The organism is Gordonia liuliyuniae (assembly GCF_021739025.1).
In the GTDB taxonomy this organism is placed as follows: domain Bacteria; phylum Actinomycetota; class Actinomycetes; order Mycobacteriales; family Mycobacteriaceae; genus Gordonia; species Gordonia liuliyuniae.
This window is the reverse complement of sequence record NZ_JAKKOT010000004.1, coordinates 239,264-255,418: the sequence shown is the minus strand read 5'-3', so window position 1 is coordinate 255,418 and position 16,155 is coordinate 239,264. Positions and strand designations below refer to the sequence as shown.

Sequence of the window (16,155 nt, the reverse complement as noted above, 5' to 3'; positions counted from 1 at the left end):
GCGGTCGCCATCCATCGCCTGCCGCTGTCGGAATGTGGTCGACGTCGTCGGGACATCGTGGAAGTGGGCATGGGAGGGCCTTCTTTCAAGTAATCCTAAGCTAACTTAGGTTAGCGTTGGGTCAATCATTCGCACGGACTGGGTCGCACGATCGGGTGGCGGCCACGATCAGGCGGCATGATGGAAGCGAACCGATCCGATGACCCGTCGTAGACTCTGATTCGTGACCGAACCGCGCTCGGATGAGCCGTCCGACGACGACCAGTCGTCACCCCTGCATCGGGCCGGAGACTTTCTCTCGCGCACCGATTCGTCGAAGGCTGCGGTGCGAGCGGCGCGTCTGGCGCGCAAGCTGGCGCCGCAGGAGAACACGGTGTTCCCGAGCCACGAGCGGACCTCGGACCGGCTGGCTCGCCTGATCGGCGACACGAAGCCTGGTCGACAGAGTGCGACTCGAGAGCTCGGTCTGGCCTCGGTGTCGTTGTGGCAGAACATGATCGAACGACGACGACCGTCGGCAAGCAACGTCCCCGTACCGGTGACGATCCTGTTCACCGACCTCGTGAGCTTCTCCTCGTGGGCGCTCCGCGCGGGTGACGACCAGGTCCTCGACCTGCTCAAGCAAGTGAACGATGCATGCGCCCAGGTGATCCGCAGTCACGGCGGCCATGTGGTCAAGACTCTCGGCGACGGCACGATGGCGGTGTTCATCGACGCCACTCAAGCGGTCGAGGCGGCCTACGAGTGCGGGGAGGCGGTCGCCGCGATCACGGTCGGCGGTCATCGGCCCGCCTTACGCGCCGGACTGCACACCGGCGAGCCGCGCGCCGTCGGCGATGACTTCATCGGAGTCGACGTCAATATCGCGGCGCGCGTCTGCGACGCTGCGGGCGCGGGCGAGGTGTACGTCAGCGAGGCGACGCTCGCGGACCTCGACACCGGCCGATACCTGGTCAAGAAGCGGCGGTTCCGCGCGAAAGGCGTTCCGAAGGACCTGCACGTCTTCCGCGTGCTGCCGCGCTACGACGACACCGATCCGGTTCCGCCGCAATAGCGTTGCGCCCGCAATAGTGTTTCGCCCGCAATAGTGTTCGCGCCAGTCGGCAGTCCCCGGCATCGATGAGGCTGTCGATGTGTGGCGTGCAGCGGCGCACGATCGGTCCCCGAGGATAATGGACGACGTGGCACTCTTCGACGACGACGAACTCGAGCATTTCTATCGTCGTATCGAATCTCGTACCGAGGCGGCCAGCGCCCGCCCTCGGCGGCGACGGCGCGTCGTGACGACAGCGGCGATCGTCTGCCCGACACCCGAGAAGATCGCCTACCCGGATTATGCTGCGGTCACCGGCGCCATTCTCGCGCTGACTCGGCAGTCACGGTCGCGCCCGTCCCTGCGCTCCTACGAATGCCGATGCGGCTACTGGCATCTCACGAGCGGTGTACCGCGACCGGAATGACCCCAACGTGAACGGGCCCCGACCGTGATGGTCGGGGCCCGTTCACTCAAAGGTGTGGTCAGTATCAGCGACGACGCGGCGTGGGGCCGAGTACGGCGACCGGCGAGTTCGACAGGTGGAGTGCCGCGCGGTCGGAGTTGCTCATGTTCATCATCTTGTTGATACGGCGGGTGTACCCGCGGAGTGTCGACGCAAGCGCCGGACTGGTGCTCTTTCGCATGGTGGAGTCCTCCTCCGTCTTCTTCAGTCCACACTAAGGTAACCCAGAATCCACCCGCAGTCAACTACCGTTCCGGAGTCGTTAACCTCGCGTTCACCTTGTGAGGTTGGCGAGCCTCGCGATCTCGTCGGCGGAACCGGGGGAGACGAGCATGGTGGTCACGCCGGCCTGCTCCCAGACACCGATCTGCTCGCGGACGTGCGTCTCGTCGCCGACGATCGCCGAATCGTCGACAGCCTCGTTCGGAATGATCTGCGCGGCTTCGTCCTTCCGACCCGAACGGAAAAGGGCAGTCACCTCGTCAACGACGTCCGAGTAGCCCATCCGGCGATACACCTCGGCGTGAAAGTTCGTGTCCTCGCTGCCCATGCCGCCCATGTACAACGCGAGAAACGGTTTGATCGCCGCGTACGCGGCTTCAGGGTCGTCGGTGAGGACGATCTGCGCGGTCGCGCAGATCTCGAACGTGTCGCGTGTATTCCGGGCGCCCGGGCGGGCGAAACCTTCGTCGAGCCACTCGTTGTACTGGTCAGCCAGCCGTGGCGTGTAGAACAGCGGCAGCCAGCCGTCCGCGATCTCGGCGGCGAGCGCGATGTTCTTCGGACCCTCCGCGCCGAGGAACACCGGGATGTCGGGGCGTAGCGGGTGAACGATCGGCTTGAGTGCTTTACCGAGCCCGGTGGTGCCGTCCTGGGTGGCGGGCAGCGTGTAGTGGGGGCCGCCGCTGGTGACCGGAGCCTCACGCGCCCAGACCTGGCGCATGATGTCGATGTACTCGCGGGTGCGCGCCAGCGGCTTCGGAAACCGTTGGCCGTACCAGCCCTCCACCACCTGGGGCCCTGAGACGCCCAACCCGACGATGTGTCGGCCGCCGGACAGATGATCGAGTGTCAGAGCCGCCATCGCGCACGCCGTCGGTGTCCGCGCGGACAACTGCAGCACCGACGTCCCGAGTCGGAGCCGCTGCGTGTCCGAACCCCACCATGCGAGCGGGGTGTACGCGTCCGACCCCCACGCCTCCGCGGTGAAGACGGCGTCGAAACCGTGCTCCTCGGCGGCCGCGACGAGTTCCCGATGATTGTTCGGCGGCTGTGCGCCCCAGTATCCGAGCTGAAGTCCGAGTTTCATGATGCCGACTGTATCGGTCGTCACAGATCATCGACGGCGGCACACCCGAGAGCCCACACGCCGGTCGAGCGGAATCGAGACCCGCGTCGTGGGGTCTCGACTCCGCCCGATCAGAAACGGGGCCCGATCAGAAGGGGGCCCGATCAGAAACGGGGCCCGATCAGAAACGGGGCCCGATCAGTTGTGGAGGTCGAACCGATCGGCGTTGACGACGTGGTTCCAGGCGGCGACGAAGTCCTCGACGAACTTGCGTCCCGCATCGTCGGCGCCGTAGACCTCGGCGACGCCACGCAGCTGCGAATTGGCGCCGAAGACGAGGTCCGTACGCGTACCGGTCCACTTCCTCTCACCGGTCGCGCGGTCGGCGCCGACATAGGTGCCGTCGGGCTCCTCGGTCCACTCGGTCTCCATGTCGAGGACGTTCACGAAGAAGTCGTTCGACAGGACGCCTGGACGGTCGGTGAAGACGCCGTGTGTCGAGTCGCCGTGGTTCGCGCCGAGCACGCGGAGGCCGCCGACGAGGGCAGTCATCTGCGGCGGTGTGAGCTGCAACAGGTAGGCGCGGTCCACCAGCAGGTACTCGGGCTGCGTGTCGACATCGGCCGCGACGTAGTTGCGGAACCCGTCCCACCGCGGCTCCATCTCGGTGAATGATTCGACGTCGGTCTGCTCCTGCGTCGCGTCACCGCGGCCGAGCGCCACCGGAACGGTGATCGCGTGGCCCGCGTCGGCCGCAGCCTGCTCGATCGCGGCGGCGCCGCCGATGACGATCGTGTCGGCGATCGACACGTGCGCGGTCGACGCCGCATTGAACTCCTCGGCGATGGTCTCCAGTACCGGCAGGACCTGCGCGAGCGCCTGGGGATCGTTGACCTCCCAGCTCCGTTGTGGCTCGAGGCGCACGCGGGCGCCGTTGGCCCCTCCGCGGTAGTCGCTGCCACGGAACGACGCAGCCGCCGCCCATGCCGTCGAGACCAACTGCGACACGGTCAGACCCGACGCCAGAATGCGGCGCTTGAGCTCAGCGACGTCGGCGTCGCGCGGCTGCGGGCCCTCGGGTGCGTCGACGACGTCCTGCCAGATCAGTTTCTCCTCGGGAACCTCCGGGCCGCGGTAGCGGGCCAACGGGCCCATGTCGCGGTGCGTCAGCTTGAACCAGGCGCGGGCGAACGCATCCGCGAACTCGCGCGGGTTCTCCAGGAACCGTCGCGAGATCTTGCCGTACTCCGGATCCTCGCGCAGTGCGATGTCCGTGGTGAGCATCATCGGCTGGTGGCGCTTGTCGGGGTCGGCGGCGTCCGGGACGCTCGTCGAACCGGCGTTGTCCTTCGGCCGCCACTGCGTGGCACCCGCGGGCCCGGTGTACGTCTCCCACTCGTAGCCGTACAGAGTCCAGAAGAAGTTGTTGTCCCAGGTGATCGGAGTGCTGTTCCACGCGCCCTCGATGCCGGAACTGATCGCGTCCACGCCGACACCCGAGTTGTACGTGCTCTTCCAGCCGATACCCATCTGCTCGAACGGAGCGCCTTCGGGGGCGTCGCCGACGTTGTCGGCCGGGCCTGCGCCGTGCGTCTTGCCGAACGTGTGGCCGCCGGCGATCAGCGCGACGGTCTCTTCATCGTTCATCGCCATGCGAGCGAACGTCTCGCGGATGTCGCGAGCGGCGAGCAGCGGATCCGGATTTCCGTTGGGGCCTTCCGGGTTGACGTAGATCAGACCCATCTGGACCGCGGCGAGCGGGTTCTCCAGGTCCCGGTCGCCGGTATAGCGCTCATCGTCGAGCCACCCGCGCTCTGGGCCCCAGTAGATCTCCTCCGGCTCCCACTTGTCGGGACGTCCGCCGGCGAAACCGAAGGTCTCGAAGCCCATCGACTCGAGTGCGACGTTGCCCGCGAGCACGATCAGGTCCGCCCAGGAGAGCTTCGCGCCGTACTTCTGCTTGACCGGCCACAGCAGGCGTCGTGCCCGGTCGAGACCGGCGTTGTCCGGCCAGCTGTTGAGCGGGGCGAAACGCTGCATGCCGTGGCCCGCGCCGCCGCGACCGTCCGACACCCGATACGTGCCTGCGGCGTGCCACGCCATGCGAATGAACAGGGGGCCGTAGTTGCCGTAGTCGGCGGGCCACCACGACTTGGAGTCGGTGAGGAGAGTCGTCAGGTCGGTTTTCACCGCTGCGAGGTCGACGGATTCGAACTCGGTGGGGTAGTCGAAGTCGGGCCCGTTCGGGTCACCTTCGGCCGGGTTCTCCGCGAGGAGTCTCAGATTCAGTTGGCCGGGCCACCAGTCGCGATTGCCGCCGCCTGCAGCGGGCAGCGGCATCCTGCCGCCGTGCATCGGACATCCTTCTACTGCGGTCGCACTCTGCTGTTCAGACACGGTGTTCCTTCGTTAACGTTTCGGGTGTTCTCGTCATGGCTGATGTTCGGATTCATTTTGATGTGGTCCCGCGCCCGGATGCGGCGCAGTCGGGACAGGCGCCCCAGTACACGATCTCGGCCTCGTCAATGACGAAGCCGTGGTCGTCTGAGGCGTCCAGGCATGGAGCCGCTCCTACGACGCAGTCGACATCGACGACCTTGTCGCAGTACCGGCACACCATGTGGTGGTGGTTGTCGGTGACACGTGTCTCATACAGAGACACGTGACCGGAGGGCTGGATTCGTCGGATGAGTCCGACGTCCGTCAGTGCGCGAAGCACGTCGTAGACCGCTTGTTTCGAGACTCCGTCGAGCATGTCTCGCACACCGGACAGGATCGTCTCCGTGTCGGCGTGCGGGTGCGCGTCCACGGTGTGCAGGACCGCGAGTCTCGGTCTGGTCACCCGCAGTCCTGCGCCCCGCAGGGCTTCGGTGTGCGTGTCGGTGACCATGACCCGATTATGCCTGCTTTTCTGGACTCAGTCCAGTTATTTCGGAAATTGGTCGGGCCCCGCCGACTGCGCTGCCACTCGGCGTCAAGAGACGGGCCGGAACATCGCGAAGCATCATCGAGACCACCGAATCGGAGACCCCGTGACTGCGCAGGTCAGGAACCACCCGGCCGGTCACCTGGAAGTAGTCCCACTGATCGGCCACCACGTCGATCGCGTGCTGATCGAACCAGTCGCTGTAGCAGAACGCATCCTGCGACAACACGATTCGATCGCCGTATCCGCGATCGATCAGGGCGAGGACGGTGTCGACGCGGTCGGCATGGGGGAGCAGCAGATCCACACCGAACCGGTCCATGCCAAGCACCGAACCCGCGTCGGCCACCCGCATCAGGTAGTCCAAGTCGGTCGAGTCGCCGCTGTGCGCGAGGATCACGCGAGTGAGGTCCACCCCCTCCTCGGCGAGCACACGCTGCGCGACCAGACCCGACTGGGTGTGCGGATTGGTGTGCACGACGATCGGCAGACCGGACTGCGCCGCGACCCGGCCGACCGACCGCATGACCCGTTCGACGCCGACGGTGAGCCCTTCGGCTTCGATCACGCACACCAGGAAACCCGCTTTGATCTGGGTGGGTCCGATCCCCTCGGTGATGTCTCGCATGAACAGGGCGTCGAGCGGTTCGGGGACGTCGAAGCCGAGCGCCGGCCCCGTGTAGTGCATCTGGAACGGCAGATCGTTGAACGTGAAGAAGCCGGTCGCCGCCACGATGTTCAGGTCCACCTGTGCTGCCACGCGGGCGACTCGCTCGATGTTTCGTCCGATGCCGAGCACCGAGACGTCCATGATCGTGTCGATGCCCGCGGACTTGAGCCGCGTCAACGTGGCGACCGCGTTGTCGACCTCCGCGTCCTCATCCCACTCGGGCAGATAGTTCAGCCGGAAGTCCTCTTGGACGACGAACACGTGCTCATGAGTGAGCACGGCTCCCAACTGATCTGCGCCGATGCGCCCGGCGACAGTGTCGATGCGGTCCATGTGGCCTCTCGTAAGACCGGTCCACTCGACGGGGCCGGCAACGATCCCCACGGTAGTGCGAACGTCGGGTCGACGCGGGCGAATCCGCCCGACCTCTCAGGTCCGATCAGACGATGGCAGAGTTTGTTGGCAATGAGTCGACCACGCACGGTGTCGACCTCGCAGAGGAGTACGGAAGAGCCGAGTTGATCCAGAATCCACCGACGCGTCGTCCGTCCGCCGTCGGCGCCGCAGCGGCCGCGGGCGCCTTCGTCGTCGTGGCCGTCGCCGCAGCGATCGTCGCTCGCCCACTCCACGACGACCGCGTCGCCATCCGGTTCGTCCGCCGGCATCAGTTCGACTGGCTGACCGACCTCGCGCGCGGGTACTCGGCGGTCGTCGGGCCGCTGACCGTCGTCGTGCTCGCGGCCGTCGGCGCACTGCTTTTAGCCGCCCACGATCGTTCGGCGCGTCGTCCGATCGCGATGATCGCCGGGCCCTGGGGCGCGGTCGCCGTGTCCGCGATCGTGAAGTGGATCGCCGACCGGCCACGACCTCCGGTCGGGTGGCAGCTCGGCGGGCCGGAGACGACGCCTGCGTTCCCGTCGACGCACGTCGCGGGCCTCACCGCGATGGTTCTGGTCACCGTACTGCTGGTCACGGCGGCGCACAGTCGGGCCCGGTGGATCTCGTATGCGATCGCGACGTGTGTCGTCGTAGCGATGGCCGCGGCACGCGTGTACCTGTGCATGACGTGGGCGTCCGACGCGGTCGGCGGCCTGTTGCTCGGCGTCGCGACAGGCCTCGGAACGGTGTGGGTCGTCGACCGAATGACGGACGGTCGACGCGCGTCGACGATGCCTTAGTCTGTATCCATGTTCAGTCCAGGACAGCAGTTCGCCGATTACCGGATCGTGCGAGTCCTGGGTGCAGGCGGTATGGGCGAGGTGTATCTCGCGAAACATCCGCGACTGCCTCGCGAGGACGCGCTGAAGGTTCTGCCGACCGAACTCACCGACGATCCGACCTACCGGGCGCGCTTCATCCGGGAGGCCGATCTCGCCGCCGGACTCGATCATTCGAGCATCGTCAGCGTGTACGACCGAGGTGAGGACCAGGGGCAGCTCTGGATCACGATGAAGTACATTCCGGGGTCCGATGCCAACGTGCTCATGAAACAGAGTGGGCCGTTCGCCGTGCAGGACGTGGTCGACGTCGTCACCTCGGTTGCCGACGCACTCGACTACGCCCACGGCAAGGGGCTGCTGCACCGCGACGTCAAACCTGCGAACATTCTGATCGACGGGACGTCGGCGACCCGCCACAAGATCTACCTGACGGATTTCGGCATCGCGCGGACGCTCGGGAACGACACGGCGCTGACCGCAGCCAATCTGACCGTCGGATCGATCCAGTACACCTCACCCGAGCAGTTGCGGGGCGGCGATCTCAACGGACGGGCCGACCAGTACTCGCTCGCGTGCACCGCGTTCAAGCTCCTCACCGGCCGCGCGCCCTATCCCGAGCGCAAGCCGACAGAGATCATCAACGCCCACTTGAACAGTCCGATCCCACACGCACGAGCACTCCGCCCCGAACTGCCCGGGGAGGTGGACGCGGTCCTGGCGCGCGGGATGGACAAGAAAGCCGTCAATCGCTACCCGACCTGTGCCGACTTCGCGCGCGACCTGAAAGCGGCGCTGCGTGCGTCCGACGGAGCGCCGCGGTTTCCGGCGACGATGATCAATCCTGGCCCGAGCCGTCCGCCGACGCCACCGGCGCCCCCGCGCCCGAGCCCCGCGCCGCCGCATACTCCCGCACAACCGTCTCCCGCCCAACCGACTTCCACACCGTCGCCGTGGGCCCAGCAGCAGTCCGGTCCGCAGCCGTCCGGTCCGCAGGCTCCGGGGCCGCAGACGCCTGGCCAGCCACCTCAAAACGCCGGGCTTCCGTACCCCGGAACCCAACAGCCGGGACCCCAACAGTTCGCGCCCCAGCAGTTCGCATACGGGTCGGGACCGCTCGGACCGCAGCCGCCCTACGGTGGTCCGCCGCAACCTCCATACGGTCCGACCGGGCCGAACGGTTCCGGGCCGGGCGGTGGACGAGGCAAGCAGATCGCCCTGATTCTCGGCGCGATCGTTCTCGTCGCGGCGTTGGCGACCGGTCTGGCGTTCGTCGTGAAGGCCGCGACCGGAGACGACGGCGACGACGAGGCCGACGGACCCAGCAGCACCGTGCCGTCATCGGTGACGACGTCACCGTCGACGAGCAACTCGAATCCCGCCGTCGTCAACGGCGTCCCGACGCAGTGCGTCAACGGGCAGCCGGCGTCGAACACGTCCACCCGGCAACTCTCGTCGGGCAAGATCTCCATCCCGTCGACTGTGCTGCCGATCGGGTGGGACCCCGACCGTGGAACGTACTTCCCGTTCGTTGCGCAGGCCGACGGCGTCACGCTGAATCGGCCGCCGGGCGCGGCCACCTGGGTCGCGCAAATCGCGGTCGGCGTCCTGCCGTCCGACTTCAACGCCCACACCGAGGAGATCGCGCGCAAGTACATCGAGTGTCTGTCCGTCGGCCCCGGCTACGACACGGTGAGTGTCGGCGCCCTCCGGTACGGGCAGGTCATCAACGCGAAGGTCGACAACCGCGACACCGATTACACGCTGTTGAATGCAACCATCCCGGTCAGCAACGGGCCGTCGGGCGTCACCGGCGACGATGTGCTCGTCGTCGTCGTCGACAGCAGGCCGATGACCGTCGCGATCGGGATCAGCCCCATTGGGGACGCCTCGACGAAGCAGGCCGTCGACAAAGCGGTGCGCGGGCTCCTCGTGAGGGACTGACTGGGCTCGTCGTCGGAGAACTGTCGGCGGCTCGTATTAGAGTTCACGCATGGTGGAGAACCCGCGACCGGCCGACAGTCATGACCGAATCCGAGTGAGCGGTGCTCGCGTCAACAACCTCAAAGACGTCGACGTCGAACTACCCAAGCGACGCCTGACGGTCTTCACTGGCGTGTCCGGGTCCGGGAAGAGTTCGCTGGTGTTCGGCACGATCGCGGCCGAGTCGCAGCGGCTCATCAACGAGACGTACAGCGCGTTCGTTCAAGGCTTCATGCCGAGTCTCGGACGGCCCGACGTCGACCTGCTCGACGGCATTACGACGGCGATCATCGTCGACCAGGAGCGGATCGGCGGCAACCCGCGATCTACCGTCGGCACGATCACCGACGCGAACTCGATGCTCCGGATCCTCTTCAGCCGGCTCGGCACACCCCCGGTGCCGACGGCGAATGCCTTGTCGTTCAACGTGCCGTCGGTCTCGGGCGGCGGTGTGATCAAAGCGGAGGGAAAGAAGGCTGCGAAGGCGTCGTTCGAACGCGTCGGCGGAATGTGCCCGCGGTGCGAAGGCATGGGGACGGTCTCGGACATCGACCTCACGCAGATCTACGACGCCGACAAGTCACTCAACCAGGGTGCAATCACGGTGCCCGGTTTCAGTGCCGACGGCTGGTACGGCCGCGTGTACGGCGGCTCGGGCTTCTTCGATCCGGACAAGCCGATCGGCGAGTACACCACACGTGAACTCGACGATCTGTTGTACAAGGAGTCCGTCAAGATCAAGGTCGACGGCATCAACATCACGTACGAGGGGCTGATCCCTCGGATCACCAAGTCGATGCTGTCCAAGGACATCGACTCCGTCCAACCGCACATCCGGGCGTTCATCGAACGGGCCGTGACTGCCGATACCTGTCCGGACTGCGGCGGCACCCGGCTCGCCGAACATGCTCGCGAGTGCCGCATCGACGGGATCAGCGTCGCCGACGCGTGCGCGATGCAGATCTCCGACCTCGCCGCGTGGGTCGGCGGCCTGTCGGAGCCGAACGTCGCGCCACTGCTGACCAAGTTGCACGCGACGCTCGAGTCGTTCGTCGAGATCGGGCTCGGGTACCTCGCGCTGGACCGGCCGACAGGCACCTTGTCCGGGGGCGAGGCGCAGCGCACCAAAATGATCCGCCACCTCGGATCGGCGCTGACGGACGTCACATACGTCTTCGACGAGCCGAGCATCGGACTGCACCCGCACGACATCGCACGCATGAACGATCTCCTGCTGCGCCTGCGCGACAAGGGGAACACGGTCCTCGTGGTCGAGCACAAGCCGGAGACCATCGCCATCGCCGATCACGCCGTCGACATCGGACCGCGCGCGGGCACCGACGGAGGCGAGATCTGTTACGAGGGCGACGTGGCCGGGCTGGCGGCGAGCGACACACTGACCGGACAGCACCTGGGCTATCGCAGTTCCCTGAAGGCAGACTTCCGGACACCGACCGGCGCCATCGAGATTCGCGGCGCGTCGACGAACAATCTGCGCGACGTCGACGTCGACGTTCCCCTGGGCGTCCTCGTAGTCGTCACCGGCGTCGCGGGGTCGGGCAAGAGTTCGCTGATCCACGGCAGCATGCCTGCGTCCGCCGATGTCGTCACGATCGATCAGACTGCGATCCGCGGATCGAGACGGAGCAACCCGGCCACGTACACCGGGCTGCTCGACCCGATCCGCAAGACCTTCGCGAAGGTCAACTCCGTCAAACCCGCGTTGTTCAGCGCCAACTCCGAGGGCGCCTGCCCCACGTGCAAGGGCAACGGCGTGATCTACACCGATCTCGCGACGATGGCCGGGGTCGCGACGGTGTGCGACGACTGCGAGGGCAAACGTTTCGCCGCAGGCGTCCTCGAGTACCGGGTGGACGGCCGCGACATCAGTGACGTCCTCGCCATGTCCGTCGACGAGGCCCTGGACTACTTCGACGACGGCGAGGCCAGGACTCCTGCCGCGCACAAGATCCTGGTCCGTCTGCACGACGTCGGTCTCGGCTATCTGACGCTCGGCCAACCGTTGACGACCCTGTCCGGCGGGGAGCGTCAACGGATCAAGTTGGCGACGGCGATGGCGGAGAAGGCGACGACGTATGTGCTCGACGAGCCAACGACCGGCCTCCACCTAGCCGACGTCGACCAACTGTTGCGGCTGCTCGATCGGCTCGTCGACGCGGGCAAGTCGGTGATCGTCATCGAACACCACCAGGCGGTCATGGCGCATGCCGACTGGATCATCGACGTCGGCCCAGGCGCAGGCCAGGACGGCGGCACCGTGGTGTTCGAGGGCACGCCGGCCGACCTCGTCGGCGAACGAGCCACCGTGACCGGTGAGCACCTCGCGGCCTACACCGGCGTCTGATCCGCCTGTGCTTCGTCCGCCTGTGCTTGGTCCGCTGCCTCGCCGCCGTCTGACACGCCGCCTGACACGTCGACGGGCACGCCCCCTGACACGTCGACCGCGGTGACCTTCGGGGTCCGGTTCCCAGTGAACAGCGAGAAGATCGCCCCGAGGACACAGCCCACGACTGCGAACCAGAACGCGGCCGACAGACCGTCGGCGAACGGTTCGGAGATCAAGTGTGGGAAGAAGTCCAGGCCGATGAGGTGGTCCATGTCGACGCCTGGCAGTGGTCCGCTGCCCGCGAGCAGTTCCTGAATCGGGTTGTAACCCAAGAACGCGGCGAACAGGATGCCGACGGTCGGCAGGTTCGCCACCGTCTCGGCTTGATCGGCGGGCACGCCGTTCTCGGTGAGTCCGGAGAACATCACGTCGGGCAGGTTCGACGAGAGACCCACGATCATGAGGGAGAAGAACAATCCGATCGACAGCACCATCGCGGCGTTCTGGAACGTCGTCATCATGCCCGCGCCCGAGCCCCGCGAGGTCGCTGGCAGCGAGTTCATCACCTCCGCCCGGTTCCGGCGAGCTGAATAGGCCCATTCCGATTCCGTTGATCAACGGGATCACCGCGAAGGCGGGGTACGCGAAGTCGACGGGCAGCAGAATCAACGCGACGAAGGTGCCCGCGGTGATCAGCATGCCGAGCGTGGTGAACCACTTGGTGCCCAGCTTGTCCGACAGCGCGCCGGACACCGGTGCGACGAAGAGGAAGCCGATGGTCATCGGAACCATGTAGATGCCCGCCCACAGCGGTGACGACGAGGAATCCCATCATCATCATCCACAGCAGGTAACTGGTGTTCGACGGAGTCAACGCATTGAGGCCGATGCCTTTGAAGATGTCCGGCAGCGCGATCAGCACGATCGAGCTGTTGACCGTCGCGATGAGCATGCCGAGGGTGGTGTTCGACAGCGCTATCCACTTGTAGTGGGGGTCGTCGCCGGCCTGTGGTGAGTCGCTGTGGGATCGCGCTGGTGGGGACGAGGTCATAAAATGGCGTCCTTCTGTCGATCGGAGGAGTCGAGTCCGGGAGCGAGTGCTGTCGACAGCAGTCGCAGGCCTGCGTCGACGGTGTCTCGGTCGGCGGGCGACATCGTCTCGAGGTTCGCGACGATCTTCGACATGGTCGGTGCCGCGACCGATTCGACCTCGGCCAGCGCGGTCACCCGGATGGGGGCACAAAAGAAGAATCCCCTCCGCGATGACTGCGGAGGGGACACTTCTGAGCAGGTCAGGCAGCGTGCTGCGACAGGTGCGTCGTATGGCCGATGGTCACTGGACTGTCCTGCATGGTCTGCATGAACCGCAGTTGCTCGGCCCGTCCGCGGGCAGAAGCGCGGACGCTGCCGCCCGGCAGCAGCTTGGCGATCGAGTGCAGGGTGTTCACCGGAATCCGAAGGATCGGGTACCAGGGGACCGTCCGGGTCGGCAGGCCGAGGGTCCGCATTGCGCCGCGTCCCAGGAAGAACGCGCTGACCGACAGGTGCTGCGACTGGGCTATCCGACGGCGGAGCGTCTGGAACCTCGGGTAGTGCCACCGCAGCGGGTCGTCCGCCATCGGCCTGGCCAGTTGGGCGGAGGTCTCGTCGGGGGTGGAGAGCGCAGCCGAGGTGTGGTGCAGGATGCGGATGCCGTCCCGGAAGTCCACGGGCAGGAATTCGTCGGCGACGCCCATGAGCCACCCGACGTATCGGGCCAGGTGCGCGACGGCCTGGTATTCCGCCGGCGTGTTGAACAATCCCATCGCGAGTCCGCCGACCATCGGCGCGATGAGTGAACCGACCATGGTCGCAGCCATGTCCGCCTGGTTGATCGGGAGCCCCCACTCGTCCGAGTCCCAGTCGTCCATCGCGGCGACGTGCCTGCGCACGAGGGAGTGGATGAACCGGACGCGCAGGGTGGACCGATAACCGACACCCTGCGCGAGTAGACCGCCGTCCTCGATCACGTCCAGCGCCCACTGCGACGTCTCGGCGAACCGGGTGTTCGACCCCTTCTCCAGTGCACCGGTGCGCAGCAGCGTCTGGTTGAAGCCGGAGAACGCGTAGCCGCCGACGAGCGCGACGTCACGTGCGACGTACAGTCCGTCGGCGCCGCCGCTGTTCATCGTCCGTGCCGCGACCTCGAGCTTGCGTTGATCGACCCAGTCGGGCGTCCGTTCGACGACGGCGAAGAAGCCGCGCAGATACTCCGGCGCGTCGGGGACAGCGTCGATGCCGTGCTCGAGGGCCTGTTCGAACATCGGACGGAGGGCTCGGACGCCCGCGCCCTTGATCATCTCGTCCACGACGTGATCCATCAGAGGATCGCCCTCGGTGAGGGCTTCGCCGATACGCGCGAACTCCGTCTCGGTGACGGGCTGGATGCGCAGGAGTCGGGCGAATCCGTCGACGCCGACCGGAACTCGCTGCGGGGATGCGGGATGCCTGCGAGGAATGCCAGCACTCATTCGCGTGACCTCTGTTCGACGATTTAATGGATAACGGTCGTTTCCCAAACTAGTGCGGACTAGAATCCGATGTCAATGACACGCAGAGAAGTAGTCCGTGATTACGGCGGAGTGAGTGCTGGTGATCGTCGTGACGATAGACGGCGGCGGTTGGTCGCCGCCGGCCGGCGGATCTGGGGCGATTCCGGGATCGGCGACGTCACCGTCCGCGGAACGGCTCGCGAAGCCGGCCTGGCGTACCGGTACTTCTATGAGCACTTCCCGAACCGGGACGCGCTCATCGTCGCCGTCGCCGACGAGGTGCGCACCGAACTGGTGACGACCCTCATCGAGTCGAGCGTCGAAGCCGGCGGCGGAACTGAGCAACAGTTGCGGGCCGCGCTCCGCGCGTTCCTGTCGGTCATCGCCGACGATCCGCAGATGTTCCGGATCATGACCAGTGACGACGCAGGCGTCGAGGGGCTCGATCGTCGTCGTCGCGACACGCTGGACTTGGTCGCCGAAGCCGTCGTCGCGAACCTCGCCGAACAGTCGGACGCCGCGGAGACGGACTTGCGTCGCACCGCCCGGTTCGCGGTCGGTGGCGTCTACCGTCTGATGGAGACGTGGCTCGTCGAGCGCGACGTCGAGGCTGACGAGTTGGCCGACATCTGTACGCAGTTGGCGATGTCGCTGAGGGCGTTTCAGCGACCGTAAGGGTTCAGGGATCGTAGGCGTCGCGGTCGTAGGCGTCGAACAATTTGCGGCGTTCGTACCATCGTTTGCTGAACGTGGCCTCCCGCACCGACTCCTCGCTGTCGAAGTTCGAGCCGAGCGCCCCAGCGATGGTGCCGAGCGATGCGGCGAACCATCCCAGCCGCACGTAACTCGACGTCCCGACGTCGTGTCCGAGCTGACTGGCGAAGTACCCCGAGTCGACGACGACGAACGCCAGCCCGGTGAGTCCTGCTACGAGCAGGACGTGCATGAGTGCGACAGCCGAACAGACCGTGATCACCGTCGACGCATTGTCCACTGCGCGTCCGGGTGGGTGCGGCCGGGACGAATGCGTCCATAGCCCGTTGCTCACTATCAGCCATGCGACGAGGGCCGCGACGACTACGAGACTGATCGCGCCCAGCCGGGCGAGCGAGAGAGCGTCCGCGATCTGCCAGACGCTGCCGTAGAAGACGCCGAACGCTCCGGACGCGAAACCGAACGCGGTACAGCCGGTCAGTGCGCCCAGCATGCGGCCGGGGCGATTACTGTGCACCATGCCCGCGAGCATCGCGAGACGACCTGCCGGGCCGGAGATCTCGCGCCCGGGTACGACGTCGTCGGACGGCGGGCGGCCCGCCGCAACGGCGGCGACGAGCCCGGCCAGCAGGCGGACGGTGCGAGCACGCTGGCGCCACACACCGAGTGCGGGTACGAAGACGACAGTCGCCGGATCAGGGCTGCACACCTCGTAGCGGATGGGCCGACCGTCGCGGTAATGCGTCAGATCCGTCAGATAGACGACGACGTCCCACTTGTTTCGCTCCATCAGGGCGGGCGCCTGCGCAGCGAGGGGGATCTCGCCGTCCGGGTCGACCGGAAGCACTTCCTGGCTGCGCCTAACTTCTCACTGACCGCCGACATCCCGACGCAGGTCACGCGCGAGGCGCTCGCAGACGGACGCCGCAATGCGGTTCGGGACACCCCGGTCGGCCATCAGCCCGACGACTGTCACGTCA

The 16,155-nt window shown here is 66.4% G+C and carries 14 protein-coding genes and 1 pseudogene; 6 read left to right on the top strand and 9 right to left on the bottom strand.

The genetic code is table 11. From position 1 onward, the window contains the following. The first annotated feature begins 223 nt into the window (after positions 1-223). Together L5G28_RS10435 and L5G28_RS10430 are read left to right on the top strand one after the other, a co-directional pair. Positions 224-1,054, top strand: coding sequence for an adenylate/guanylate cyclase domain-containing protein (locus L5G28_RS10435; protein WP_237001487.1), 831 nt, complete (start codon positions 224-226; stop codon positions 1,052-1,054). A gap of 127 nt (positions 1,055-1,181) precedes the next feature. Further along, the gene (locus L5G28_RS10430) at positions 1,182-1,460 is read left to right on the top strand and encodes a hypothetical protein (RefSeq protein ID WP_372477209.1); all 279 of its coding nucleotides are present in this window, start codon (positions 1,182-1,184) and stop codon (positions 1,458-1,460) included. A 64-nt stretch (positions 1,461-1,524) separates the two neighbouring features. Here L5G28_RS10430 and L5G28_RS10425 read toward each other — a convergent pair whose 3' ends face one another. The 5 genes from L5G28_RS10425 to L5G28_RS10405 all read right to left on the bottom strand — a co-directional run bounded on the left by L5G28_RS10425 (position 1,525) and on the right by L5G28_RS10405 (position 6,716). Beyond that, a complete protein-coding gene (locus L5G28_RS10425) occupies positions 1,525-1,680 on the bottom strand; it encodes a hypothetical protein (RefSeq protein WP_237001485.1) in 156 nt (51 codons plus the stop codon). A 93-nt stretch (positions 1,681-1,773) separates the two neighbouring features. Further along, positions 1,774-2,808, bottom strand: a complete 1,035-nt coding sequence (locus L5G28_RS10420; protein ID WP_237001484.1) for an LLM class F420-dependent oxidoreductase — start codon at positions 2,806-2,808, stop codon at positions 1,774-1,776. 177 nt (positions 2,809-2,985) lie between these two features. After that, complete coding sequence (katG, locus tag L5G28_RS10415) at positions 2,986-5,142, bottom strand: catalase/peroxidase HPI (RefSeq protein ID WP_237001483.1); 2,157 nt, start codon at positions 5,140-5,142, stop codon at positions 2,986-2,988. A gap of 94 nt (positions 5,143-5,236) precedes the next feature. Then, positions 5,237-5,677, bottom strand: a complete 441-nt coding sequence (locus tag L5G28_RS10410; protein WP_237001482.1) for a Fur family transcriptional regulator — start codon at positions 5,675-5,677, stop codon at positions 5,237-5,239. A gap of 7 nt (positions 5,678-5,684) precedes the next feature. Beyond that, the gene (locus L5G28_RS10405) at positions 5,685-6,716 is read right to left on the bottom strand and encodes a phosphotriesterase family protein (protein ID WP_237001481.1); all 1,032 of its coding nucleotides are present in this window, start codon (positions 6,714-6,716) and stop codon (positions 5,685-5,687) included. Positions 6,717-6,829: 113 nt separating this feature from the next. On the opposite strand from L5G28_RS10405, the gene L5G28_RS10400 reads away from it, so the two are divergent. From L5G28_RS10400 to L5G28_RS10390, 3 genes are read left to right on the top strand one after another with little or no spacing between them, the layout of a single operon-like run. Continuing rightward, entirely contained in the window at positions 6,830-7,561 is a 732-nt protein-coding gene (locus L5G28_RS10400; RefSeq protein ID WP_237001480.1) for a phosphatase PAP2 family protein, read from the top strand. 9 nt (positions 7,562-7,570) lie between these two features. Then, positions 7,571-9,544, top strand: coding sequence for a serine/threonine-protein kinase (locus tag L5G28_RS10395; protein WP_237001479.1), 1,974 nt, complete (start codon positions 7,571-7,573; stop codon positions 9,542-9,544). 49 nt (positions 9,545-9,593) lie between these two features. Next, a complete protein-coding gene (locus tag L5G28_RS10390) occupies positions 9,594-11,948 on the top strand; it encodes an ATP-binding cassette domain-containing protein (RefSeq protein ID WP_237001478.1) in 2,355 nt (784 codons plus the stop codon). Here L5G28_RS10390 and L5G28_RS10385 read toward each other — a convergent pair. From L5G28_RS10385 to L5G28_RS10375, 3 genes and pseudogenes are all read right to left on the bottom strand, one after another. Beyond that, a pseudogene (locus tag L5G28_RS10385) lies at positions 11,933-12,761 on the bottom strand (MFS transporter); the annotation flags it as partial. The gene L5G28_RS10390 and the pseudogene L5G28_RS10385 sit on opposite strands and share 16 nt — an antisense overlap. Before the next feature lie 216 nt (positions 12,762-12,977). Next, positions 12,978-13,157, bottom strand: a complete 180-nt coding sequence (locus L5G28_RS10380) for a hypothetical protein (RefSeq protein ID WP_237001477.1) — start codon at positions 13,155-13,157, stop codon at positions 12,978-12,980. 65 nt (positions 13,158-13,222) lie between these two features. Continuing rightward, on the bottom strand, positions 13,223-14,440 hold the full coding sequence (locus tag L5G28_RS10375; RefSeq protein WP_237001476.1) for an oxygenase MpaB family protein: 1,218 nt from the start codon (positions 14,438-14,440) through the stop codon (positions 13,223-13,225). Between the two features lie 150 nt (positions 14,441-14,590). Between L5G28_RS10375 and L5G28_RS10370 the strand changes: the two genes are divergently transcribed. Further along, positions 14,591-15,136, top strand: coding sequence for a TetR/AcrR family transcriptional regulator (locus L5G28_RS10370; protein WP_237001475.1), 546 nt, complete (start codon positions 14,591-14,593; stop codon positions 15,134-15,136). Between the two features lie 4 nt (positions 15,137-15,140). On the opposite strand, the gene L5G28_RS10365 is transcribed toward L5G28_RS10370, so the two are convergent. Further along, entirely contained in the window at positions 15,141-16,022 is an 882-nt protein-coding gene (locus L5G28_RS10365; protein ID WP_237001474.1) for a hypothetical protein, read from the bottom strand. Between the last annotated feature and the right edge of the window lie 133 nt (positions 16,023-16,155).

Excerpts from the sequence above, each read along its gene's own strand:
- L5G28_RS10425 (WP_237001485.1), bottom strand. The coding sequence starts at position 1,680 with ATGCGAAAGAGCACCAGTCCGGCGCTTGCGTCGACACTCCGCGGGTAC.
- L5G28_RS10420 (WP_237001484.1), bottom strand. The coding sequence starts at position 2,808 with ATGAAACTCGGACTTCAGCTCGGATACTGGGGCGCACAGCCGCCGAAC.
- katG (WP_237001483.1), bottom strand. The coding sequence starts at position 5,142 with ATGCACGGCGGCAGGATGCCGCTGCCCGCTGCAGGCGGCGGCAATCGC.
- L5G28_RS10410 (WP_237001482.1), bottom strand. The coding sequence starts at position 5,677 with ATGGTCACCGACACGCACACCGAAGCCCTGCGGGGCGCAGGACTGCGG.
- L5G28_RS10405 (WP_237001481.1), bottom strand. The coding sequence starts at position 6,716 with ATGGACCGCATCGACACTGTCGCCGGGCGCATCGGCGCAGATCAGTTG.
- L5G28_RS10400 (WP_237001480.1), top strand. The coding sequence starts at position 6,830 with ATGGCAGAGTTTGTTGGCAATGAGTCGACCACGCACGGTGTCGACCTC.
- L5G28_RS10395 (WP_237001479.1), top strand. The coding sequence starts at position 7,571 with ATGTTCAGTCCAGGACAGCAGTTCGCCGATTACCGGATCGTGCGAGTC.
- L5G28_RS10390 (WP_237001478.1), top strand. The coding sequence starts at position 9,594 with ATGGTGGAGAACCCGCGACCGGCCGACAGTCATGACCGAATCCGAGTG.
- L5G28_RS10375 (WP_237001476.1), bottom strand. The coding sequence starts at position 14,440 with ATGAGTGCTGGCATTCCTCGCAGGCATCCCGCATCCCCGCAGCGAGTT.